Here is a 19,256-nt window from a genome sequence, read left to right on the forward strand (position 1 = left end):
GGAGGAAGTAAGAAATGGCTATCAAGACTTATAAGCCCACAACCCCCTCCCGCCGCCACATGACCGTGAGCGCCTTCGAGGGGATTGACAAGAAGGCCAAGCCCGAGCGCAGCCTGCTTGAGAATCTGAAGAAGCATTCCGGCCGCAACAGCTACGGCCGCATCACCGTCCGCCACCGCGGCGGCGGCAGCAAGAAGAAGTACCGTATCATCGACTTCAAGCGTCAGAAGGACGGCGAGGTCGCCACTGTGCTCCGGCTTGAGTACGATCCCAACCGTACCGCCAACATCGCCCTCATCCAGTATGAGGACGGCACCAAGAGCTATATCCTGGCGCCTGTGGGCCTGAAGGCCGGCCACAAGATTGTCTCCGGCCCCGAGGCCGACATTCTGCCCGGCAACTGCCTGCCCATCGCCAACATCCCCGTGGGCGAGACCATCCACAACATCGAGCTGTACCCCGGCAAGGGCGCCCAGCTGGTCCGGTCCGCCGGCACCGCTGCCCAGCTCATGGCCAAGGAGAACGGCATGGCTCAGGTCCGCCTCCCCTCCGGCGAGGTCCGTTACGTGCGCGAGGAGTGCAAGGCCTGCATCGGCCAGGTCGGCAACACCGACCACGGCAACATCCAGATCGGCAAGGCCGGCCGTAAGCGCCACATGGGCTGGCGGCCCACCGTGCGCGGCAGCGTCATGAACCCCTGCGACCACCCCCACGGCGGCGGCGAGGGCAAGAGCCCTGTGGGCCGTCCCGGGCCTGTTACCCCCTGGGGCAAGCCGGCCATGGGTTACAAGACCCGCGCCAAGAAGAACAAGACCGAGCAGTTTATCGTCAAGCATCGTAACGCGAAGTAAGGAGGAGAGTAAAAGATGTCCAGAAGCATTAAGAAAGGCCCCTTTTGCGCTCCTGAGCTGCTGAAGCGGGTCGACGAAATGAATAAGACCAACGAGAAGAAGGTCCTGAAGACCTGGAGCCGCGCCTCCACCATCTTCCCCTCCTTCGTGGGTCATACCTTCGCCGTGCACGACGGCCGGAAGCACGTGCCCGTCTATGTCACCGAGGACATGGTCGGCCACAAGCTGGGTGAATTTGCTCCCACCCGCACCTTCCGCGGCCACGCCGGCGCCAAGTCCGGTAAGTAAGGAGGAGAGATAACATGGAAGCCAAAGCAACTCTGAGATATGCCCGCATCTCTCCCCGCAAGGTGCAGATCGTGTGCGATCTGATCCGGGGCAAGAGTGTTCCCCAGGCCACCGCAATTCTGATGTCCACTCCCAAGGCCGCCAGCGAGCTCATGCTGAAGATCCTCAAGAGCGCCGCGGCCAACGCGGAGAACAACCACCAGATGGACCCTGAGAAGCTGTACGTGTCCGCCACCTATGCCAACCCCGGCCCCATCATCAAGCGGATGCGGCCCCGGGCTCAGGGCCGGGCGTTCCGGATCAACAAGCGCACTTCTCACATCACCATCGCTGTGGCTGAGCGCTAAGGGAGGAGGAAAAATATGGGACAGAAAGTCAATCCCCACGGCCTTCGCGTGGGTGTGATCAAGGATTGGGACTCCCGTTGGTATGCCCGCAATGAAAAAGTGGGCGACCTCCTCGTGGAAGACCACAAGATCCGCGAGTATCTGAAGAAGACTCAGTACGGCGCGGGCATCCCCAAGATTGAGATCGAGCGTGACAACGCCAAGGTGCGCGTGTATCTGCACTGCGCCCGTCCCGGCGTGGTCATCGGCAAGGGCGGAGCGGACATCGAGAAGCTGCGCCTGAACCTGGAGAAGATGATCGGCAAGAGCGTGGCGCTGAACATCGTCGAGGTCAAGAACATCGACATGAACGCCCAGCTGGTGGCGGAGAACATCGCCCAGCAGCTGGAGAAGCGCATCGGTTTCCGCCGCGCCATGAAGAACGCCATGGGCCGCGCGATGCGTATGGGCGCCCGCGGCATCAAGACCCAGGTCTCCGGCCGTCTCGGCGGCGCCGAGATCGCCCGCGTGGAGCACTATCACGACGGCACGATTCCCCTGCAGACCCTCCGTGCCGATATCGACTACGGCTTCGCCGAGGCTGCCACCACTTATGGCCGCATCGGCGTCAAGGTGTGGGTCTACAAGGGCGAGGTTCTGACTCAGACCCTGCGCACCACCCCCCGCACCCTGGACACCAAGAACTTTAAGGAGCGTCCCCCCCGCCGGGACAACCGTCGGGACGGCGACCGCAAGGGCGGTTTCGGCGGCCAGCGCCAGGGCGGCTACGGCCAGCGTCCCGCCGGTCAGGGCGGCTACGGTCAGCGTCCCGCCGGCCAGGGTCAGGGCGGCTACGGCCAGCGTCCCGCCGGCCAGGGCTTCGGCGGTCAGCGTCCCCAGGGCGGCTACAATCAAAGCCGTCCCGCCGCCCCCCGCCCCGCCGCTCCCACTGCTCCGAAGGAAGGAGGCGCCAACTAATGCTGCTGCCTAAGAGAGTCAAATATCGCCGCGTTCACCGCGGCCGTATGAAGGGCAAGGCCACCCGTGGCAACACTGTCACTTACGGTGAGTTCGGCCTCCAGGCCACCGAGCCCTGCTGGATCACCAGCAACCAGATCGAGGCCGCCCGTATCGCCATGACCCGTCACACCAAGCGCGGCGGTCAGGTGTGGATTAAGATCTTCCCCGACAAGCCCGTCACCGAGAAGCCCGCCGAGACCCGCATGGGTTCCGGTAAGGGCTCCCCCGAGTACTGGGTGGCCGTGGTCAAGCCCGGCCGCGTCATGTTCGAGATCGCCGGCGTCTCTGAGGAGACCGCCCGCGAGGCACTGCGTCTCGCCTCCCACAAGCTGCCTGTGAAGTGCAAGATTGTGAAGAAAGAGACCGCCGAGACCGAGAATGGTGGTGAATGAAGATGAAAGCGAATGAAATCCGTAAGCTCTCCGCCGCCGAGCTGGAGACCAAGCTGGGCGACCTGAAGAAGGATCTCTTCCAGCTCCGTCTTCAGCACGCCACCAATCAGCTTGAGAACCCCATCAAGATCGCCGAAGTCAAGAAGGACATCGCGCGCGTCAAGACCATGATCCGTGAGCAGCAGCTCACCAGCCGATAAGAAGGAGGAAATAGAACATGGATAACAGAACTTCTTCCCGTAAGACCAGAGTCGGCATGGTGGTCTCTGACAAGATGGACAAGACCGTTGTGGTGGCCATCGCCGACCGTGTGGCCCATCCCCTGTATAAGAAGATCGTCAAGCGCACCTACAAGCTCAAGGCCCACGACGAGCTCAACGAGTGCGGCATCGGCGACCGTGTGAAAGTGATGGAGACCCGCCCCCTGTCCAAGGACAAGCGCTGGCGCGTGGTTGAAATCATTGAAAAAGCGAAGTAAGGAGGTGCCGGAATGATTCAGCAGGAAACTTACCTGAAGGTGGCCGATAATACCGGCGCCAAGGAAATTAAGACCATCCGCGTCCTGGGCGGCTCCAAGCGGAAGTACGGCAACATCGGCGACGTCGTTGTGGCCTCTGTCCGCAAGGCTCAGCCCGGCGGCACGGTGAAGAAGGGCGAGGTCGTCAAGGCCGTTATCGTCCGCACCGCGTTTGGCGTTCGCCGCGCCGACGGCAGCTATGTCCGCTTCGACGAGAACGCCGCCGTCCTCATCAAGGACGACAAGAATCCCCGCGGGACCCGTATCTTTGGGCCCGTGGCCCGCGAGCTGCGCGACAAGGATTACATGAAGATCCTGTCCCTGGCTCCCGAAGTGCTGTAAGGGGGTAGGAGAAGACATGAATAAGATGAGCATCAAGACGGGCGATACCGTCGTGGTCCTGTCCGGCAAGGACAAGGGCAAGAAGGGCAAGGTCCTCAAGGTCATGCCCAAGGAGAGCAAGGTCGTGGTGGAGAAGGTCAACATGGTCTCCCGTCACACCAAGCCCCGCCAGCAGGGCGACCAGGGCGGCATCCTGAAGAAGGAAGCCCCGCTCTACGCCTGCAAGGTGCAGCGCGTCTGCCCCAAATGCGACAAGCCCACCCGGCCCGCCCACAAGGTGCTGGCCGACGGCAAGAAGGTCTGCGTCTGCAAGAAGTGCGGCGCAGAAATCTAAGAGAGGAGGAGTGAACTACAATGGCTGATAAGAAGATGCCCAACCTGAAGAGCAAGTACCAGGCCGAGGTCGCTCCTGCTCTCATGCAGAAGTTCGGCTACAAGAGCGTCATGCAGATTCCCAAGATTGACAAAATCGTCGTCAACTGCGGCTGCGGCGAGGCCCGCGACAACGCGAAGGTCCTCGAGGCCGTCGTCAGCGATATGACCAAGATTACCGGCCAGAAGGCCATCATCACCAAGGCCAAGAAGTCCGTGGCCAACTTCAAGCTCCGTGAGGGAATGCCCATCGGCGCGAAGGTCACTCTCCGCGGCGACAAGATGTGGGAGTTCCTGGACCGCCTGCTGAATGTGGCCCTGCCCCGTGTGCGCGACTTCCGCGGCATCAACCCCAACGCCTTCGACGGCCGCGGCAACTACGCCCTGGGCCTGAAGGAGCAGCTCATTTTCCCCGAAATCGAGTACGATAAGATCGACAAGATCCGCGGCCTGGATGTGGTCATCTGCACCACCGCCAACACCGACGAAGAGGCCAAGGAGCTCCTGTCCCTGATCGGCGCTCCCTTCACCGGCAAATAAGGAGGAGAATGAATTATGGCTAAGAAATCTATGATCCTCAAGCAGCAGGCCGAGCCGAAGTTCTCCACCCGCCGCTACAACCGCTGCAAGATCTGCGGCCGGCCCCACGCCTATCTGCGCGACTACGGCATCTGCCGTATCTGCTTCCGGGAGCTCGCCTACAAGGGCCAGATTCCCGGCGTGAAGAAGGCGTCCTGGTAAGGTATTCAAATCCTGTAGGGGGCGGCCTCCGCGCCGCCCCGCCCTACAGATTGAATTTTTTCCCCGCCGGCGGTAACAGGTCGGAGCCGCAAACTCCGATACCTTCCGCTGATACGGGCTGCCGCCCGTAACTCTAATAGGAGGTAACACTCATGCACATTACCGATCCCGTTGCGGATATGCTCACCCGCATCCGTAATGCCAGCAGCGCCAAGCATGACACCGTGGACGTACCTGCGTCCAACATGAAGAAGTCCATCGCCCAGATCCTTCTGGATGAGGGCTATATCAAGAACTTCCAGCTCATCGACGACGGCACCCAGGGCGTGATCCGCATCACCCTGAAGTACCTGCAGCCCGGCAAGGAGAAGGCCATCACCGGCCTGCGCCGTGTCAGCAAGCCCGGCCTGCGCGTGTACGCGGGCGCCGACGAGCTGCCCCGGGTCCTCAAGGGTCTGGGCATCGCCATCGTGTCCACTTCCAAGGGCGTCATGACCGACAAGAAGGCCCGCGAGGCCCATGTCGGCGGCGAAGTCCTTGCATTCGTTTGGTAAGGAGGAGTCTCAGAAATGTCTAGAATCGGAAGAATGCCGATCGAGCTCCCCGCCGGCGTGGAAGTGAAGATCGGCGAGGGCAACCTCGTCACCGTCAAGGGTCCCAAGGGCACCCTGACTCAGCAGCTCCACCCCGCGATGAGCTTTAATCAGGAGGGCAGCGTCATTACCGTGAAGCGCCCCAACGACGCCAAGGAGAACCGCTCTCTCCACGGCCTGACCCGCACCCTGCTCCAGAACATGGTGGTGGGCGTGAGCGAAGGCTTTAAGAAGGAGCTGGACGTGAACGGCGTCGGCTACCGTGTTGCCAAGGAGGGCACGAGGCTGGTGATGAACATCGGCTTCTCCCACCAGGTCATCATGGAGGAGGTCGAGGGCATCACCATCGACGTCCCCACCCCCAACAAGATCATCATCAGCGGCGCCGACAAGCAGAAGGTCGGCCAGTTCGCCGCCGAAGTGAGAGAGAAACGTCCGCCTGAGCCTTACAAGGGCAAGGGCATCAAATACACTGACGAGGTCATCCGCCGCAAGGAAGGCAAGACCGGCGTCAAGAAGAAATAAGGAGGTGTGCCACAATGATCAATCGTCCCAATACCAAGGCTCAGCGGCTTAAGCGCCACAAGAGAGTGCGCGGCAAGATCGCCGGCACGCCCGAGCGTCCCCGCCTGAACGTGTTCCGCAGCGGCACCAACATCTATGCCCAGATCATCGACGATTCCGTGGGCAAAACCCTGGCCGCCGCTTCCTCCCTGGAGAAGGGCTTTGAGGGCACCGGCTCCAACTGCGAGGCTGCCAAGAAGGTCGGCGCGATGGTCGCCGAGCGCGCCAAGGCCGCCGGCATCACCACCGTGGTCTTCGACCGCGGCGGCTACGTCTACCACGGCCGCGTCGCTGCGCTGGCCGAGGGCGCCCGCGAGGGCGGCCTGGAATTTTAAGGGGAGGAGAAAACGAACATGGCTAGATTTGAAAGAGAACCCAGCGAGTTCACCGAGAAGCTCGTTTCTCTGAACCGCGTTTCCAAGACCGTCAAGGGCGGCCGTATCTTCAAGTTCGCCGCGCTCATGGTCGTGGGCGACGAGAAGGGCCGCGTGGGCTTCGGCCTGGGCAAGGCCGCCGAGGTGCCCGAGGCCATCCGTAAGGGCATTGAGGACGCCAAGAAGAATATGTGCAATGTGACCCTCTCCGGGACCACCATCCCCCACGAGGTCATCGGCGAGTTCGGCGCCGGCCGCGTGCTGCTCAAGCCCGCTAAGCCCGGTACCGGCGTTATCGCCGGCGGTGCTGTCCGTGCCGTGCTGGAGACAGTCGGCATCAAGGACATCTACACCAAGTGCCTGCGCTCTAACAATCCCCAGAACGTGGTCGCCGCCACCATGGTGGGTCTCAAGTCCCTCCGTGGTCCTGAGGAAGTGGCCCGTATCCGCGGCAAGAGCGTGGAAGAAATCGTAGGATAAGGGAGGGCTATACAATGGCTAACCTGAACATCAAGCTGGTCAAGAGCCTGAACGGCCGCATTGCCAAGCACAAGGCGACCGCCGAGGCCCTGGGCCTCCGCAAGATTGGCGACACCACCGTGCAGCCCGATAACGCGGCTACCCGGGGCAAGATCGCCCACATCGGCTACCTGCTCCAGGTCACCGAGCAAAAGTAAGGAGGTGCGCGTCAATGAATCTGCATGAACTCTCCCCCGCCGAGGGCTCCACTCACGTGGGCAAGCGCAAGGGCCGGGGTGCCGGCAGCGGCAACGGCAAGACCGCCGGCCGCGGCCATAAGGGCCAGTGGGCCCGCAGCGGCGGCGGCGTCCGCGCCGGCTTCGAAGGCGGCCAGATGCCTCTGGCCCGCCGTCTGCCCAAGCGCGGCTTTAACAATATCTTCGCCAAGCCCCTGGAGATTGTGAATCTCTCCGCTCTGAACAAGTTCGAGGATGGAGCCACCGTTAACGTTTGCGACCTGCTGGAAAAGGGTATCCTCTCCAAGTGTGAGTACGGCGTCAAGGTGCTCGGCAACGGCGAGATCACCAAGAAGCTCACCGTCCGTGCCTCTGCTTTTTCCGCCTCCGCCAAGGAGAAGATCGTTGCGGCAGGTGGAAAGTACGAGGTGGTCTAAGTGATCAAAACCATCCGTAACGCCTGGGCCATCCCCGAGCTGCGCAAGAAGATTCTCTTCACCATCTTTGCGCTGCTCATCTTCCGCCTGGGTTCCTCCGTCCCCGTGCCCTGGATTGAGACCGCGGCTCTGGGCCAGTACCTGGAGTCCATGAGCGGCAGCATCTTCGGCCTTATTAACGCCATGAGCGGCAATGCGTTCTCCATGGCGACGGTGTTTGCGCTTGGCGTACAGCCCTATATCAACAGCTCCATCATCATCCAACTCCTCACCGTGGCCATCCCGGCCCTGGAGCGGATGCAGAAGGAGGGCGGCGAAGAGGGCCGCAAGAAGCTGGCCGCGATCACCCGGTACACCACCGTGGCGATCGCCCTCCTGCAGGGCTTCGGCTACTTCTCCCTCATCAACGCCAACGGCCTCATCTCCGGCGATATCAACACCGTGCTGGCTGGCTTCATCATCGTGCTCAGTTTCACCGCCGGCTCCGCCTTCATCATGTGGCTGGGCGAGCAGATCACCGAGTTCGGCATCGGCAACGGCATCTCCATCATCCTGTTCGCCGGCATTGTCTCCCGCTTCCCCTCCATGCTTGAGGGCCTGATCACCGGCGTGCAGCGCTGGTCCATGCACCTGGGCGAGAGCGATCTCGCCGCCATGGGCGAGACCAGCCGCAAGGCTTTTGAGAACAGCATCGTGCATCCCGCGATCATCCCCGTGGTGGTCATCGGCATGCTGGCCCTGGTGGTGTTCATCGTCTTCATCAACGACTCCGAGCGCCGCATTCCCGTCCAGTACGCCAAGCGCGTGGTTGGCCGGAAAATGTACGGCGGCCAGTCCAGCCACATCCCCATGAAGGTGAACATGAGCGGCGTCATGCCCATCATCTTCGCCCAGGCCATCGCCTCCCTGCCCGCCACCATCGCGGCCTTCATCCCCGGCGGCAGCGAGTCCGGCTTCATGAAGGTGTTCGACTCCAACGGCATCGTCTATGCGGTGGTCTACTTCCTGCTGATCCTGGGCTTCAGCTACTTCTACGCCACCATGCAGTTTAACCCCATTGAGGTGGCCAACAACCTGAAGAAGAACGGCGGCTTTGTGCCCGGCTTCCGGCCCGGCAAGCCCACCGCCGACTTCATCCACAAGGTGCTCAACAAGATCACCCTGTTCGGCGCCATCTATCTGGCGATTATTGCGCTGCTGCCCATTATCACCTCCAACATCATCAACGGCGTGAGCCATTCCGCGATGGGACGCAGCCTGTCCATCGGCGGCACCTCCATCATCATCGTGGTGGGCGTGGCCCTGGAGACCGTGAAGGCGATGGAGGCTCAGATGCTCATGCGGCACTACAAGGGCTTCCTTGAGTAAGGCCGGTGAGCGGGAAATGAAACTGATTATGTTGGGCGCGCCTGGCGCCGGTAAGGGCACTCAGGGCGAAATCCTCAGTAAGAAGTTAGGTATCCCGACCATCTCCACCGGAAACATTCTCCGCGCCGCAGTGAGCGAGGGGACGCCGGTGGGCCGCAAGGCAAAAGCATTTATGGACGCGGGCAAGCTGGTCCCCGATGATGTCATTCTCGGCATCGTCGAGGAGCGGCTGGCCAAGCCGGACTGCGCGGGCGGCTATATCCTCGACGGCGTGCCCCGCACCATCGCCCAGGCGGAGTTTCTGGAGAACGACGGTGTGAAGTTCGACGCGGTCCTCTCCTTTGAAATCTCCGACGCCGAGATCGAAAAACGCATGACGGGCCGGCGCACGTGCCTCAAGTGCGGCGCCACCTATCATGTGGTGAACAACCCGCCCAGGACCGAGGGCGTGTGCGACAAGTGCGGCGGCGAGCTGATCCAGCGGGACGACGATTCCGTGGAGACCGTCCGCCATCGCTTGGAGGTCTACCATGTTCAGACCGAGCCCCTCAAGGGTTTCTACGAGGCGCGCGGCATCCTGAAGATGGTGGAGAACCAGCCCACCATCGAGGCAACCACCAAGGTGGTCCTGGAAGTACTGGGGATGTGAAGCAGTGGATATCATCTCTCTGAAATCCCCCCGGGAAGTTGAGCATATGCGCCGCGCCGGCCGGATTACCGCGCAGGCCCGCGAGCTGGCGGGCAAGCTGGTGCGCCCCGGCGTGACGACCCTGGAGATCGACACCGCAGTGCGCAAGTTCATCGAGGGCCAGGGGGCCCGGCCGTCATTTCTCAACTACAACGGCTTCCCCGGCTCCGCCTGCATCTCGGTGAACGACGAGATCATTCACGGGATTCCGGGTCACCGGAAGCTCCGCGAGGGCGATATCGTCAGCATCGACGTGGGTGCCTTCATCGACGGCTTCCACGGCGACTGCGCGGGCACCTTCCCCTGCGGGGAGGTAAGCCCGGAGGCGGAAAGGCTCATTGCGGTCACGCAGCAGAGCTTCTGGGAGGGCATGAAATTTGCCCGTCCGGGCTGCCGGGTGTCCGACATCTCCCACGCTGTTCAGCAGTATGTGGAGGCCAACGGGTGCACCGTGGTCCGCGAGTACGTGGGCCATGGTGTGGGCGCCAAGCTCCATGAGCCCCCGGAGGTTCCCAACTACGGAAGCGCCGGCCACGGCGTCCGGCTTCAGCCGGGCATGACCATTGCGGTGGAGCCCATGGTGAACGCCGGGCGGGCGGAGATCCGCCTGATGAAGGACGGCTGGACGGTGAAGACCGCCGACGGCTCGCTCTCTGCCCACTACGAAAACTCCATTCTCATTACCGACGGCGAGGTCCCCGAGATTCTCACCCGGCTGGATGGAGCGCTGTAATGTCCGATTGCAGCGGCTGGATTGTCCGCTCCAAGGCGGGACACGACAAGGGGACGCTGCTGTGCGTGGTCGGCGAGGCGGAGGACTTTCTCCTCCTGGCGGACGGAAAGACGCGGAAAGCGGCGGCGCCCAAGCGCAAAAAGCGCAGCCACGTAGAAGTGGCAGATGCAGGTACGTTCGGCCATCCGGCCCTGGAAAAGCTCCGCGGCGGACAGCCGGTGTTCGACAGTGAACTCCGGCGCGCTCTGGCGGCGTTCCGGGACCAGTCCGATGGCGAGGGCGGCGGGAATTCCGCCGTCATGCAGCGGTCAAGGAGGTAATCACGCTTGGCAAAAGACGATATGATTGAGCTGGAGGGTGTCGTTGTGGAATCCCTGCCCAATACCACATTCCATGTGGACATCGGGACCAACGGGAAGCAGCACATCATTTTGGCACATATCTCAGGCAAGCTCAGAATGAATTTTATCCGAATCCTGCCGGGCGACAAGGTAACGGTGCAGATGTCTCCGTACGATTTGACCCGCGGCAGAATTACCTGGCGTTCCAAGTAAGTATTAACGACCGCGTCAAAGACTCCCTCAAAGGCCTTGCCCTTTGAGTCATCACCCCGCGGGAAAGCGAATGATGCGGAGCTTGCTTTGACGACGGGGCCATTCAGGCATTCAGGAGGTTAACTGATATGAAGGTAAGACCGTCCGTGAAGCCCATGTGCGAGAAGTGCAAGATCATCAAGCGCAAGGGCAAAGTCATGGTCATTTGTGAGAACCCCAAGCACAAGCAGAGACAAGGTTAAAAGGAGGCGCTGAAGAATATGGCAAGAATTGCCGGCATTGACCTGCCGAAGGATAAGAGAGTCGAAATCGGCCTCACCTATATCTACGGCATTGGGCGCACCAGCGCCAATAAGATCCTGGCTGAGGCCGGGATTAACCCTGACACCCGTGTGAAGGACCTGACCGACGCCGACGAGGCGAAGCTGCGCGAAGTCATCGGCAACGGCTACACCGTTGAGGGCGACCTGCGCCGCGACGTGGCGATGGACATCAAGCGCCTGACCGAGATTGGCTGCTACCGCGGTATGCGTCACCGCAGGGGCCTGCCCGTCCGCGGCCAGCGCAGCAAGACCAACGCTCGTACCCGCAAGGGTCCCAAGCGTACCGTCGCCAACAAGAAGAAGTAAGGAGGGATACACATGGCTGCAAATACCAAGGGCAAGAAAGTGGTGCGCAAGCGCCGCGAAAAGAAGAACATTGAGAAGGGCGCCGTGCATATCCGCTCCTCTTTCAACAACACCATGGTCACTGTGACCGACGCCAATGGCAACGCCCTCTCCTGGGCCTCCTCCGGCGGCCTCGGCTTCCGCGGTTCCCGCAAGTCCACCCCCTTCGCCGCTCAGACTGCCGCCGAGACCGCCGCCAAGGCTGCCATGGAGCACGGACTGAAGACCGTCGAGGTCTACGTGAAGGGCCCCGGCGCCGGCCGTGAGGCCGCCATCCGCGCCCTGCAGGCGGTGGGCCTGGAAGTCACCCTCATCAAGGACGTGACTCCCGTGCCCCACAACGGCTGCCGGCCCCCGAAGCGCCGCCGCGTCTAACAGAAGGAGGAGAAACATTTATGGCAAGATATACCGATGCGGTCTGCCGCCAGTGCCGCCGGGAGGGCCAGAAGCTCTTCCTGAAGGGCGACCGCTGCTATACCGACAAGTGCGGCGTGGACCGCCGCCCCTTCGCCCCCGGCCAGCACGGCCAGGGCCGCAACAAGAAGCTCTCCGAGTACGGCATGCAGCTGCGTGAGAAGCAGAAGGCCCGCCGCTACTACGGCGTTCTGGAGAGCCAGTTCCACAAGTACTACGAGATGGCCACCAAGCGCAAGGGCGTGACCGGCGAGAACCTCCTGAGCATTCTGGAGAGCCGCCTGGACAACGTGGTCTACCGTCTCGGCTTCGCCATGAGCCGTCCCGAGGCCCGCCAGCTGGTGGGCCACGGCCACTTCCTGGTGGACGGCAAAAAGGTTGACATTGCCTCCTATCTGGTGAAGCCCGGACAGACCATCACCCTGAAGGACTCCAGCCGCAGCCTTGACAAGTTTAAGGCCAATCTGGAGGCCAACGGCTCCCGTCCCGCCCCCAAGTGGCTGGACTTCGATAAGAACACCCTCACGGCCAAGGTAGTGGCCCTCCCCGTCCGGGAGGATATCGACCTGCCTATCGAGGAGCACCTCATCGTCGAGCTGTACTCCAAGTAAGAAATGCCGTACGCTCATGCAGCTTAGCGGCTGCATGAGCGCGGTGTGGCTCTTAGATAGAGACTACCCTCGATTATTGGTGAGCTGAACTACCACTACCACGCGGCGGGTATAACCCAATCCGCCGCGGCGAAAAGGAGGGTAACATATGGTAGAAATCGAAAAGCCGCGCATTGAATGTGTGGAAAATCCGGGTGACGGCTCCTACGGCAAATACGTGGTTGAGCCCCTGGAGCGCGGCTACGGCACCACCTTGGGCAACTCCCTGCGCCGCATCCTTCTCTCCTCCCTGCCCGGCACGGCGGTCACCTCCATCAAGATCGCCGGCGTCCAGCACGAGTTCTCCACCATCCCCGGTGTGAAGGAGGATGTGACGGAAATTGTCCTCAATGTGAAGGGCATCATCGCCAAGCTGCACAGCGAGGGCGTGAAGACGGTCTATATTGAGGCCAGCGGCGAATGCGAAGTCACCGCCGGCGATATTAAGGCCGACGGCGAGGTCGAGGTTCTCAACCCCGATCTCCACATCGCCACCCTGGGCCCCGATGCCTCCCTCAATATGGAGCTGACGCTGTCCCACGGCCGCGGTTACGTGACCGCCGACCGGAACAAGGCCGCTCAGAACATCATCGGAGTCATCCCCGTGGACAGTGTGTATACCCCTGTGCGCAAAGTCAACTACACAGTGGAGAACACCCGTGTCCGGGACCTCACCGACTTTGACAAGCTGACTCTGGAGGTGTGGACCAACGGTACCATTACCGCCCGGGATGCCGTGAGTCTGGGCGCCCGCATCCTCTGCGACCACTTCCTGCTGTTTACCGACCTCTCCGAGACCATGGGCAACAAGTCCACGGTGGTGGAGAAGGCCGAGGCCCAGCGGGATAAGGTCCTGGAGCTGACCATCGAGGAGCTGGACCTCTCCGTCCGTTCCTTTAACTGCCTCAAGCGCGCCAACATCAACACCGTGGAGGACCTGATCTCCAAGACCGAGGACGAAATGATGAAGGTGCGCAATCTGGGCCGCAAGTCCCTGGAAGAGGTCATCAACAAGCTGGCGATGATGGGCCTGAGCCTGGCCAGCGACGAGAACTAAACCCGTTCCAGGGGGTATTGATTACCCCCTGGTTTCGCGCCCCGTGGCGTGAATGACCCGGAAGGCGGCCGTGGGCAAGTAACGTTCCCTCACGGCTGCGGGCAGTCCCCGCGCCTCGTGGGCGCTTTCCAGAGGGAGACCGCTCCCTTCAGGACGAATTTTGAAAGGATTTCGCGTCTGAGTGCGTGAAACCTGTTTAGGAGTGTTTGAAATGCCCGCACATCGTAAACTCGGCAAGCCTACCGATCAGCGTATGGCTATGCTGCGCGCCATGGTCACATACCTGTTGGAGAACGGCCAGATTAAGACCACCGTTACCCGTGCCAAGGAGGTCGCCCCCCTGGCCGAGAAGATGATTACCCTGGCCAAGAAGAACGATCTGGCCTCCTACCGTCAGGCGCTGTCCTTCATCACCAAGGAGGACGTGGCCAAGAAGCTGTTCTCCGAGCTGAACCTGAAGTATCAGACCCGCGAGGGCGGCTACACCCGCGTGGTGAAGATCGGGCCTCGCCGCGGCGACGCCGCCGAGATGGCTATCGTCCAGCTGGTGTAATGAATAAAGACCCCCGTGGGCTTTCCCGCATTTGCGGGAAAGCCCACGGGGGTCTTTTGATTGATGGAATGGCGCGGCATGTAATATTTTGGGCCCCGGCTGCAAAGGCTAAGCCAGAGGTGATAACATGGGGTCCATCTGGAGCGATACGACCTGTCTGGAGCCGCGCCCAGCCCTGTCCGGCGATCTGGAGGCGGAGGCGGTGGTCATCGGCGGCGGTATGGCGGGTATCCTGACGGCATACTATCTGAAGGAGCGGGGCATTGAGTCCGTTGTCCTGGAGGCCGCGCGCATCGGCAGCGGGCAGACGCAAAACACCACAGCCAAGATCACGGCCCAGCACGGTCTGGTGTACGACAAGCTCCTCCGCACGGCGGGGGAGGAGAAGGCGCGGCAGTACGCCGCCGCCAACCAGCGGGCGGTGGAGGAGTACCGCCGACTGGTGCGGGAGAAGGGCATCGACTGCGACTGGACGGACTGTCCGGCCTATCTCTATTCCTCCAAGGCCGCCGAGCCCATGCGCATGGAGGCTGAGGCGGCCCGCCGCCTGGGGCTGAGCGCCGCTTTCACCGCTGAGACCGAACTGCCCTTCCAAGTAAAGGGCGCGGTGCGGCTTGACGGCCAGGCCCGGTTCCACCCGCTGCACTTCCTTAAGGCCATAGCCCGGGACCTGACCATCTATGAGAAGACCCGGGTGGAGACCGTGGAGGGCGGCGAGGTGAGAACCGCGCGGGGCACCGTCCGGGCCAAGCATATCGTCTTCGCCTGCCACTTCCCCTTCGTCAACGCGCCGGGATACTACTTCCTGCGAATGCACCAGGAGCGCAGCTATGTACTGGCTCTGGAGGGGGCGCAGAAGCTCAGCGGGATGTATCTGGGGACCGACGCCGACGGCTTGTCCTTCCGCCGGAGCGGGGAGCTTCTCCTCCTGGGCGGCGGAAACCACAGAACGGGGGAGAACACCGCCGGTGGGAAGTATGAGCTGCTGCGCCAGTCCGCCCAGCGGTTCTGGCCGGAGAGCCGCGAGAGCGCCCACTGGTCCGCGCAGGACTGTATGCCCCTGGACGGCATTCCCTATATCGGCCGCTTCTCCGGCTCCACGCCGGACTGGTATGTGGCCACCGGCTTTGGGAAGTGGGGCATGACCAGCTCTATGGCGGCGGCCCTGCGCATCTCAGAGCTGGTGACAGGCGGAGAGGCGGCCGACAGCGCGGTTTTTTCCCCCAAGCGCTTTGACCTGCCCGCATCGGCTAAAAACCTGCTGGAGGACGGCAGGCAGGCCGTGAGGGGCCTTGCGCGCTCGCTGCTCACCCCGCCCAGGGCGGAACTGGAGGCGCTGGCGCCGGGCCGGGGCGGCGTTGTGGAGTGGGACGGGGAGAAGGCGGGCGTCTACCGCGACGAGGCGGGGGAGCTGTTCGTGGTTTCGGTCCGGTGCCCCCACCTGGGCTGCCAGCTGGAGTGGAACCCTGACGAGAAGACCTGGGACTGCCCCTGCCACGGCTCCCGTTTCGACTATCGGGGGCAACTCCTGGACGGCCCCGCCCAGGAGCACCTGCCCGCACGCCGGGAGGCGTAAGTGAAAGGCAGCTCCGCCAAACGGAGCTGCCTTTAGCGGTCGCTGACAAACCAGTCCGGGTCCATGCAAAAAATGAGGTCGTCCACGTCGCTGAGGGGCTCTTGCCGGTCGGCGCTCTCGCTGGAATTCTTCTCAGGCATAGGCAGTTCCTCCTCTCTTTTTTTACTATGCACATATCAGTATATGCTGGGGCTGCAAAAAGATGCGAGGGACCTCCAGCGAAGGCTGTCGGAGAAAGGAGAAGGGTTTTTCCATGTTAGGGGTTGACAATCCGTGGCTGCTGTGGTATTCTAATTGAGCACCAAAAAGCACGGATGACTGGAACGGCAAATGCCGGAGTGGCGGAATTGGCAGACGCCCGGGACTTAAAATCCCGTGGGAGCGATCCCGTGCCGGTTCGACCCCGGTCTCCGGCACCAATATCGCGGGGTAGAGCAGCTTGGTAGCTCGTCGGGCTCATAACCCGGAGGTCACAGGTTCAAATCCTGTCCCCGCAACCATAAAAAACCCCGGAACCATGTGGTTCCGGGGTTTTTTTATCCTGTGCGGTATGCTCAGAGCGCTGGCAGCTCGTTCAGCGAGGCAAACGTATAGCCCATGCCCTCCCATTTGGTGAGCAGATCGTCCAGAATCTCCGCGTTGGTTCTGGAGGTGGAGTGGAGCAGCACAATCGCACCGTCATGAATGCGGGGAAGGAGCTTGGAGTAGGCCTGATCGTGGGTGGGCTGGTCGTCCACATACCAGTCTACATAGGCGAGGCTCCAGAACACGGTCTTGTAGCCCATGGCATTTGCCTGCTTCAGGTTTTCCTCGCTATACTTGCCCTGGGGCGGCCGGTAGAATTTTGAGAGCTCCTGCCCGGTGGTCTCCCGGTAAAGTGCGGAAAGGTCGTCCAGCTCCTTCTGGAAGGCCGACTGCTCGGAGATGCTGGACATATCGGGGTGGTGGAAGGTATGATTGCCCACGATATGTCCCTCCGCCGCCATGCGCTGTACGAGCTCCGGCGCAGTCTGCACCATGTTGCCCACCACAAAGAAGGCCGCCGGCGCATTGTGTTTTTTCAGCGTGTCCAGAATGCTGGCGGTATACCCGTTCTCATAGCCGCAGTCGAAGGTGAGGTAAATCACCTTTTTTGAGGTATCGCCCAGATAATAGGCGTTATACTGGGCAAGATAGGCCGGGTCGGCGTTTCCCACCGGGGATTCGCCCTCCGTGGGGAAGGAGAGTCCCCAGTTGTCGGCGGCGGCCGGCACGTCGGCCGGTGCGGCGGTGGAGACTGACCCGTCCCCGGTGTACAGCGCAAACAGCGCCGCAAACACCAGACAGAGCGCTGTCAGCGCCCGCACAGCGCTGCGGATGCGGTTGGAATGTGACATGATATCCCCCCGTTTTTATCATAGAGTATGAGTTCAGCATATGTAATTGCAGTACAATTATGTAGCGTCCATGCTGTTAAAATCTGTACCGCAGAACCATTTACAAAGGTCCCGTTTCCGCCACATCGTCGGAACCGGGACCTTTGTAAATGGACAGGAAAACGGACCTGCCTTTCGACAGGTCCGAAGTTCCCGTGTGTGTTGAAGAGAAAGAGAGGGGGAAAGAATGAAAAATGAGGAGTCAGCTCGGGAGCGCTCCGTTCTCCCTTGCTGTGCTTATAAGATACCACGGGTTGGACTGGAATAGTTGGACAAATTATAAAGGGTTCGTGAACATTATGTGAACTAATCGGCACCCATATATCAAGACTCCTCCTGGCCGCTGTAGTGGGTGGGGGAGCCGATCAGAAATCCGACGCAGCCGGACACAAAATCACGAAACTGTGCCACCGTCGCGACGGTGGCAGCGGACCCGGCCGGGCTGCCGCCCCGCGGGTCCACGTTGCGAATCAGAAGCAGTGTCACCAGGCAAAAGAGGCCGATTGAGGCCGCCACAATGATCTGCAGGCGGTTGCAGGAACTGTTCTTCTGCGCGGACGACTGTGGATCCGCACTGTCGGCATCGGGCGGCGGCAACCGCTGCGGAGCATCCGATGGTGAAAAGAACCCGATTTGACTGCGCAGGCCGTTAGGTCGGACGGTATTGTTGTTCCCCGCCTCCGCCACGGGCCTGCCGGCTGTCCCTGCGTCCTGCCGCGGCGCTGCGTCGGGCGGGGTATGCCGGATGAAGTTGGCACTGAGAAAATAGCCGAAAATGGCCGCCGAGGAGGTGCGCACGATGATATCGATGTCCCCCGCGCCCGCCTGCGTGCCGCCATGGAAGAACAGGCTGTAGGCCGACTGCCCCAGGAGCACAAGCATAAAGAGAATCAGGCATCGGTCCACCAGATGAATCCTGGACAGGGCTGAGCGCAGGCAGGCCCGGCAGATGCGTATTCTCCGCACTCCGGCTCCACAGCGCGGATAAGAAGACAAAATACCCACGACCTCCCGTCAAAGATGGCATGTGGCCGTTGTTAAAAACGGCGCGGTTAATGAAAAAACTGCTATGGGCTTATACGCCCATAGCGTGTTCGGTCACATGCAGAACCAGACCTCCGTGTCCGGCCCCACGATGACCGTATTGCTCAAAATGGTCCTGCCGAGGCAGAAAATTTGGGCGCGGCTGCGCAGATAGGCCGTATAGGGGGCTGAGACCCAGCCCGCCGGGGCGGCGGAACAGTTGTAAACCTGCCTGTTTATACAGTTAAGTTGACCCGCCCTTAACCAACACCTGAAAGGTGACGACCGCGGTCCCCGCCGCTGGAACGGTGGGAATTGTATAGGTCAGCGTATTGCCTGTGACAGTGGGCGCGGCCGCCGTCCCGTTTACCTTGAACGAGTCGGTCTGATAGGCGGCACCCTGGGGGATGGTGTCGGTCAGAGGCAGATTGGTGAGGGCGCTCAGCGCCAGGTTGGTGATGGTGAGTGTGTACGTCAGAGTATCGCCGATGCCGGCCGTCGGTTTATCGACCGCCTTTGCGATGGTGGGCGCGAGCAGAAGCAGGGTGGTTGCCGTGTTGCTGGTGATGGTGTTTCCGCCATAGGTAATGCTCGCGGCGTTGTCGAGCTTATTGATGACCGCCATATGGTCGCCCCTTTCTTCACTCCCATAGTATGAAGGCGCGCTGCGCAGGGTGAGCCGGCGGACTACATAACCGGGCTGGTGGTGGCCGGAGTCTTCAAGCGCTCGCCGAAAAGCGAGGGCGGCGCCCTGGAGAGCAGGGCGGGCTTTAAGGGCCTCTTGCGCAAGGGGGGTATCCTGATGCTGGTCCTGGCCTCCGTGTGGCTTGACAAGCTGCTGGGGCCGCCTACGTGCGGACGGCGGTGTGCCTGTTCTTCGCTGCCAACGAGACCTTGAGCGTATTGGAGAACCTGGGGCTGATGGGTATGCCCCTGCCGGGGTTTTTGAAGAATATGCTGGAGGCAATGCGGTCCCAGGCAGACAAGGGCGAGAAGACCGGATAAAATGCGAGAAGCGGGGAACGGATAATCCGTTGCCCGCTTC

At 61.5% G+C, this 19,256-nt stretch carries 34 protein-coding genes and 2 tRNA genes; 33 read left to right on the forward strand and 3 right to left on the reverse strand.

Features of this window, described 5'->3' with window-relative positions; genetic code table 11:
- Window positions 1-14: 14 nt before the first annotated feature.
- From rplB to H8S62_RS16345, 31 genes are all read left to right on the forward strand, one after another.
- Window positions 15-851, forward strand: coding sequence for a 50S ribosomal protein L2 (gene rplB, locus H8S62_RS16195; RefSeq protein ID WP_155149252.1), 837 nt, complete (start codon window positions 15-17; stop codon window positions 849-851).
- Window positions 852-866: 15 nt separating this feature from the next.
- Window positions 867-1,139 (forward strand): 30S ribosomal protein S19, encoded by a 273-nt coding sequence (gene rpsS / locus H8S62_RS16200; protein ID WP_155149250.1) that lies wholly within the window; start codon window positions 867-869, stop codon window positions 1,137-1,139.
- 14 nt (window positions 1,140-1,153) lie between these two features.
- Window positions 1,154-1,486 carry a 50S ribosomal protein L22 gene (gene rplV / locus H8S62_RS16205; protein ID WP_155149248.1) on the forward strand — a complete coding sequence of 111 codons (333 nt, stop codon included), beginning with the start codon at window positions 1,154-1,156 and terminating at the stop codon, window positions 1,484-1,486.
- Window positions 1,487-1,501: 15 nt separating this feature from the next.
- Complete coding sequence (gene rpsC, locus H8S62_RS16210; protein ID WP_155154293.1) at window positions 1,502-2,443, forward strand: 30S ribosomal protein S3; 942 nt, start codon at window positions 1,502-1,504, stop codon at window positions 2,441-2,443.
- Window positions 2,443-2,877, forward strand: a complete 435-nt coding sequence (rplP, locus tag H8S62_RS16215) for a 50S ribosomal protein L16 (RefSeq protein WP_155149243.1) — start codon at window positions 2,443-2,445, stop codon at window positions 2,875-2,877. The genes rpsC and rplP overlap by 1 nt, the downstream gene beginning before the upstream one ends.
- Window positions 2,874-3,077, forward strand: coding sequence for a 50S ribosomal protein L29 (gene rpmC, locus H8S62_RS16220; RefSeq protein WP_155149241.1), 204 nt, complete (start codon window positions 2,874-2,876; stop codon window positions 3,075-3,077). Before rplP ends, rpmC begins: the two co-directional genes overlap by 4 nt.
- 17 nt (window positions 3,078-3,094) lie before the next feature.
- Window positions 3,095-3,355 (forward strand): 30S ribosomal protein S17, encoded by a 261-nt coding sequence (gene rpsQ / locus H8S62_RS16225; RefSeq protein WP_155149238.1) that lies wholly within the window; start codon window positions 3,095-3,097, stop codon window positions 3,353-3,355.
- A gap of 12 nt (window positions 3,356-3,367) precedes the next feature.
- A complete protein-coding gene (gene rplN, locus H8S62_RS16230; RefSeq protein WP_155149236.1) occupies window positions 3,368-3,736 on the forward strand; it encodes a 50S ribosomal protein L14 in 369 nt (122 codons plus the stop codon).
- A 16-nt stretch (window positions 3,737-3,752) separates the two neighbouring features.
- Window positions 3,753-4,070, forward strand: a complete 318-nt coding sequence (gene rplX, locus H8S62_RS16235) for a 50S ribosomal protein L24 (protein WP_155149234.1) — start codon at window positions 3,753-3,755, stop codon at window positions 4,068-4,070.
- A gap of 20 nt (window positions 4,071-4,090) precedes the next feature.
- Window positions 4,091-4,648: a 50S ribosomal protein L5 gene (gene rplE / locus H8S62_RS16240; RefSeq protein WP_155149232.1), complete on the forward strand. Its 558-nt coding sequence runs from the start codon at window positions 4,091-4,093 to the stop codon at window positions 4,646-4,648.
- A gap of 15 nt (window positions 4,649-4,663) precedes the next feature.
- Complete coding sequence (locus H8S62_RS16245; RefSeq protein WP_006573415.1) at window positions 4,664-4,849, forward strand: type Z 30S ribosomal protein S14; 186 nt, start codon at window positions 4,664-4,666, stop codon at window positions 4,847-4,849.
- A 152-nt stretch (window positions 4,850-5,001) separates the two neighbouring features.
- Window positions 5,002-5,403 carry a 30S ribosomal protein S8 gene (rpsH, locus tag H8S62_RS16250; RefSeq protein ID WP_155149230.1) on the forward strand — a complete coding sequence of 134 codons (402 nt, stop codon included), beginning with the start codon at window positions 5,002-5,004 and terminating at the stop codon, window positions 5,401-5,403.
- A 15-nt stretch (window positions 5,404-5,418) separates the two neighbouring features.
- Window positions 5,419-5,967, forward strand: a complete 549-nt coding sequence (gene rplF, locus H8S62_RS16255; RefSeq protein WP_186920280.1) for a 50S ribosomal protein L6 — start codon at window positions 5,419-5,421, stop codon at window positions 5,965-5,967.
- 14 nt (window positions 5,968-5,981) lie between these two features.
- Window positions 5,982-6,341: a 50S ribosomal protein L18 gene (gene rplR / locus H8S62_RS16260; RefSeq protein WP_186920281.1), complete on the forward strand. Its 360-nt coding sequence runs from the start codon at window positions 5,982-5,984 to the stop codon at window positions 6,339-6,341.
- Window positions 6,342-6,359: 18 nt separating this feature from the next.
- A complete protein-coding gene (rpsE, locus tag H8S62_RS16265; RefSeq protein ID WP_155149222.1) occupies window positions 6,360-6,860 on the forward strand; it encodes a 30S ribosomal protein S5 in 501 nt (166 codons plus the stop codon).
- A gap of 14 nt (window positions 6,861-6,874) precedes the next feature.
- Entirely contained in the window at window positions 6,875-7,057 is a 183-nt protein-coding gene (gene rpmD / locus H8S62_RS16270) for a 50S ribosomal protein L30 (RefSeq protein ID WP_155149220.1), read from the forward strand.
- 14 nt (window positions 7,058-7,071) lie between these two features.
- The gene (rplO, locus tag H8S62_RS16275) at window positions 7,072-7,512 is read left to right on the forward strand and encodes a 50S ribosomal protein L15 (RefSeq protein WP_155149218.1); all 441 of its coding nucleotides are present in this window, start codon (window positions 7,072-7,074) and stop codon (window positions 7,510-7,512) included.
- Window positions 7,513-8,880: a preprotein translocase subunit SecY gene (gene secY, locus H8S62_RS16280; RefSeq protein ID WP_173023916.1), complete on the forward strand. Its 1,368-nt coding sequence runs from the start codon at window positions 7,513-7,515 to the stop codon at window positions 8,878-8,880.
- A 16-nt stretch (window positions 8,881-8,896) separates the two neighbouring features.
- The gene (locus H8S62_RS16285; RefSeq protein ID WP_155149217.1) at window positions 8,897-9,529 is read left to right on the forward strand and encodes an adenylate kinase; all 633 of its coding nucleotides are present in this window, start codon (window positions 8,897-8,899) and stop codon (window positions 9,527-9,529) included.
- A 10-nt stretch (window positions 9,530-9,539) separates the two neighbouring features.
- On the forward strand, window positions 9,540-10,301 hold the full coding sequence (gene map, locus H8S62_RS16290; protein WP_173023917.1) for a type I methionyl aminopeptidase: 762 nt from the start codon (window positions 9,540-9,542) through the stop codon (window positions 10,299-10,301).
- Window positions 10,301-10,621 carry a KOW domain-containing RNA-binding protein gene (locus H8S62_RS16295; protein ID WP_155149215.1) on the forward strand — a complete coding sequence of 107 codons (321 nt, stop codon included), beginning with the start codon at window positions 10,301-10,303 and terminating at the stop codon, window positions 10,619-10,621. Before map ends, H8S62_RS16295 begins: the two co-directional genes overlap by 1 nt.
- Window positions 10,622-10,627: 6 nt before the next feature.
- Window positions 10,628-10,855: a translation initiation factor IF-1 gene (gene infA / locus H8S62_RS16300; RefSeq protein ID WP_155149213.1), complete on the forward strand. Its 228-nt coding sequence runs from the start codon at window positions 10,628-10,630 to the stop codon at window positions 10,853-10,855.
- Window positions 10,856-10,983: 128 nt separating this feature from the next.
- Window positions 10,984-11,097: a 50S ribosomal protein L36 gene (rpmJ, locus tag H8S62_RS16305; RefSeq protein ID WP_006573428.1), complete on the forward strand. Its 114-nt coding sequence runs from the start codon at window positions 10,984-10,986 to the stop codon at window positions 11,095-11,097.
- A gap of 18 nt (window positions 11,098-11,115) precedes the next feature.
- Window positions 11,116-11,484 (forward strand): 30S ribosomal protein S13, encoded by a 369-nt coding sequence (gene rpsM / locus H8S62_RS16310; RefSeq protein ID WP_155149211.1) that lies wholly within the window; start codon window positions 11,116-11,118, stop codon window positions 11,482-11,484.
- Between the two features lie 12 nt (window positions 11,485-11,496).
- The gene (gene rpsK / locus H8S62_RS16315; protein WP_155149209.1) at window positions 11,497-11,898 is read left to right on the forward strand and encodes a 30S ribosomal protein S11; all 402 of its coding nucleotides are present in this window, start codon (window positions 11,497-11,499) and stop codon (window positions 11,896-11,898) included.
- Between the two features lie 20 nt (window positions 11,899-11,918).
- Window positions 11,919-12,548, forward strand: a complete 630-nt coding sequence (gene rpsD / locus H8S62_RS16320) for a 30S ribosomal protein S4 (protein ID WP_155149206.1) — start codon at window positions 11,919-11,921, stop codon at window positions 12,546-12,548.
- Window positions 12,549-12,696: 148 nt separating this feature from the next.
- Entirely contained in the window at window positions 12,697-13,644 is a 948-nt protein-coding gene (locus H8S62_RS16325) for a DNA-directed RNA polymerase subunit alpha (protein WP_155149204.1), read from the forward strand.
- A 211-nt stretch (window positions 13,645-13,855) separates the two neighbouring features.
- Window positions 13,856-14,197 (forward strand): 50S ribosomal protein L17, encoded by a 342-nt coding sequence (gene rplQ, locus H8S62_RS16330; RefSeq protein WP_155149201.1) that lies wholly within the window; start codon window positions 13,856-13,858, stop codon window positions 14,195-14,197.
- A gap of 127 nt (window positions 14,198-14,324) precedes the next feature.
- Entirely contained in the window at window positions 14,325-15,773 is a 1,449-nt protein-coding gene (locus tag H8S62_RS16335; RefSeq protein ID WP_186920282.1) for an FAD-dependent oxidoreductase, read from the forward strand.
- Between the two features lie 332 nt (window positions 15,774-16,105).
- Window positions 16,106-16,192 (forward strand) — tRNA-Leu (locus tag H8S62_RS16340).
- A 4-nt stretch (window positions 16,193-16,196) separates the two neighbouring features.
- Window positions 16,197-16,273 (forward strand) — tRNA-Met (locus tag H8S62_RS16345).
- 54 nt (window positions 16,274-16,327) lie between these two features.
- Here the strand turns inward: H8S62_RS16345 and pdaA are convergent.
- The 3 genes from pdaA to H8S62_RS16360 form a co-directional block, all read right to left on the reverse strand.
- A complete protein-coding gene (gene pdaA / locus H8S62_RS16350) occupies window positions 16,328-17,149 on the reverse strand; it encodes a delta-lactam-biosynthetic de-N-acetylase (RefSeq protein ID WP_186920283.1) in 822 nt (273 codons plus the stop codon).
- A gap of 363 nt (window positions 17,150-17,512) precedes the next feature.
- Window positions 17,513-18,154 carry a hypothetical protein gene (locus tag H8S62_RS16355; RefSeq protein WP_186920284.1) on the reverse strand — a complete coding sequence of 214 codons (642 nt, stop codon included), beginning with the start codon at window positions 18,152-18,154 and terminating at the stop codon, window positions 17,513-17,515.
- Between the two features lie 301 nt (window positions 18,155-18,455).
- Window positions 18,456-18,836, reverse strand: a complete 381-nt coding sequence (locus tag H8S62_RS16360; protein ID WP_155149185.1) for an isopeptide-forming domain-containing fimbrial protein — start codon at window positions 18,834-18,836, stop codon at window positions 18,456-18,458.
- A 66-nt stretch (window positions 18,837-18,902) separates the two neighbouring features.
- Between H8S62_RS16360 and H8S62_RS18735 the strand changes: the two genes are divergently transcribed.
- Window positions 18,903-19,109, forward strand: a complete 207-nt coding sequence (locus H8S62_RS18735) for a phage holin family protein (protein WP_423788680.1) — start codon at window positions 18,903-18,905, stop codon at window positions 19,107-19,109.
- Window positions 19,064-19,216 carry a phage holin family protein gene (locus tag H8S62_RS18430; RefSeq protein ID WP_186920285.1) on the forward strand — a complete coding sequence of 51 codons (153 nt, stop codon included), beginning with the start codon at window positions 19,064-19,066 and terminating at the stop codon, window positions 19,214-19,216. The genes H8S62_RS18735 and H8S62_RS18430 overlap by 46 nt, the downstream gene beginning before the upstream one ends.
- Window positions 19,217-19,256: the final 40 nt, after the last annotated feature.

Origin of the sequence: Lawsonibacter faecis, from assembly GCF_014287675.1 — a bacterium.
GTDB classification, from domain to species: Bacteria; Bacillota; Clostridia; order Oscillospirales; family Oscillospiraceae; genus Pseudoflavonifractor; species Pseudoflavonifractor faecis.

Bases quoted from the DNA above. Each gene is read 5' to 3' on its own strand.
- rplB (WP_155149252.1), top strand. From the start codon at position 15: ATGGCTATCAAGACTTATAAGCCCACAACCCCCTCCCGCCGCCACATG.
- rpsS (WP_155149250.1), top strand. From the start codon at position 867: ATGTCCAGAAGCATTAAGAAAGGCCCCTTTTGCGCTCCTGAGCTGCTG.
- rplV (WP_155149248.1), top strand. From the start codon at position 1,154: ATGGAAGCCAAAGCAACTCTGAGATATGCCCGCATCTCTCCCCGCAAG.
- rpsC (WP_155154293.1), top strand. From the start codon at position 1,502: ATGGGACAGAAAGTCAATCCCCACGGCCTTCGCGTGGGTGTGATCAAG.
- rplP (WP_155149243.1), top strand. From the start codon at position 2,443: ATGCTGCTGCCTAAGAGAGTCAAATATCGCCGCGTTCACCGCGGCCGT.
- rpmC (WP_155149241.1), top strand. From the start codon at position 2,874: ATGAAGATGAAAGCGAATGAAATCCGTAAGCTCTCCGCCGCCGAGCTG.
- rpsQ (WP_155149238.1), top strand. From the start codon at position 3,095: ATGGATAACAGAACTTCTTCCCGTAAGACCAGAGTCGGCATGGTGGTC.
- rplN (WP_155149236.1), top strand. From the start codon at position 3,368: ATGATTCAGCAGGAAACTTACCTGAAGGTGGCCGATAATACCGGCGCC.
- rplX (WP_155149234.1), top strand. From the start codon at position 3,753: ATGAATAAGATGAGCATCAAGACGGGCGATACCGTCGTGGTCCTGTCC.
- rplE (WP_155149232.1), top strand. From the start codon at position 4,091: ATGGCTGATAAGAAGATGCCCAACCTGAAGAGCAAGTACCAGGCCGAG.
- H8S62_RS16245 (WP_006573415.1), top strand. From the start codon at position 4,664: ATGGCTAAGAAATCTATGATCCTCAAGCAGCAGGCCGAGCCGAAGTTC.
- rpsH (WP_155149230.1), top strand. From the start codon at position 5,002: ATGCACATTACCGATCCCGTTGCGGATATGCTCACCCGCATCCGTAAT.
- rplF (WP_186920280.1), top strand. From the start codon at position 5,419: ATGTCTAGAATCGGAAGAATGCCGATCGAGCTCCCCGCCGGCGTGGAA.
- rplR (WP_186920281.1), top strand. From the start codon at position 5,982: ATGATCAATCGTCCCAATACCAAGGCTCAGCGGCTTAAGCGCCACAAG.
- rpsE (WP_155149222.1), top strand. From the start codon at position 6,360: ATGGCTAGATTTGAAAGAGAACCCAGCGAGTTCACCGAGAAGCTCGTT.
- rpmD (WP_155149220.1), top strand. From the start codon at position 6,875: ATGGCTAACCTGAACATCAAGCTGGTCAAGAGCCTGAACGGCCGCATT.
- rplO (WP_155149218.1), top strand. From the start codon at position 7,072: ATGAATCTGCATGAACTCTCCCCCGCCGAGGGCTCCACTCACGTGGGC.
- H8S62_RS16285 (WP_155149217.1), top strand. From the start codon at position 8,897: ATGAAACTGATTATGTTGGGCGCGCCTGGCGCCGGTAAGGGCACTCAG.
- H8S62_RS16295 (WP_155149215.1), top strand. From the start codon at position 10,301: ATGTCCGATTGCAGCGGCTGGATTGTCCGCTCCAAGGCGGGACACGAC.
- rpmJ (WP_006573428.1), top strand. From the start codon at position 10,984: ATGAAGGTAAGACCGTCCGTGAAGCCCATGTGCGAGAAGTGCAAGATC.
- rpsM (WP_155149211.1), top strand. From the start codon at position 11,116: ATGGCAAGAATTGCCGGCATTGACCTGCCGAAGGATAAGAGAGTCGAA.
- rpsK (WP_155149209.1), top strand. From the start codon at position 11,497: ATGGCTGCAAATACCAAGGGCAAGAAAGTGGTGCGCAAGCGCCGCGAA.
- rpsD (WP_155149206.1), top strand. From the start codon at position 11,919: ATGGCAAGATATACCGATGCGGTCTGCCGCCAGTGCCGCCGGGAGGGC.
- H8S62_RS16325 (WP_155149204.1), top strand. From the start codon at position 12,697: ATGGTAGAAATCGAAAAGCCGCGCATTGAATGTGTGGAAAATCCGGGT.
- rplQ (WP_155149201.1), top strand. From the start codon at position 13,856: ATGCCCGCACATCGTAAACTCGGCAAGCCTACCGATCAGCGTATGGCT.
- H8S62_RS16335 (WP_186920282.1), top strand. From the start codon at position 14,325: ATGGGGTCCATCTGGAGCGATACGACCTGTCTGGAGCCGCGCCCAGCC.
- pdaA (WP_186920283.1), bottom strand. From the start codon at position 17,149: ATGTCACATTCCAACCGCATCCGCAGCGCTGTGCGGGCGCTGACAGCG.
- H8S62_RS16360 (WP_155149185.1), bottom strand. From the start codon at position 18,836: ATGGCGGTCATCAATAAGCTCGACAACGCCGCGAGCATTACCTATGGC.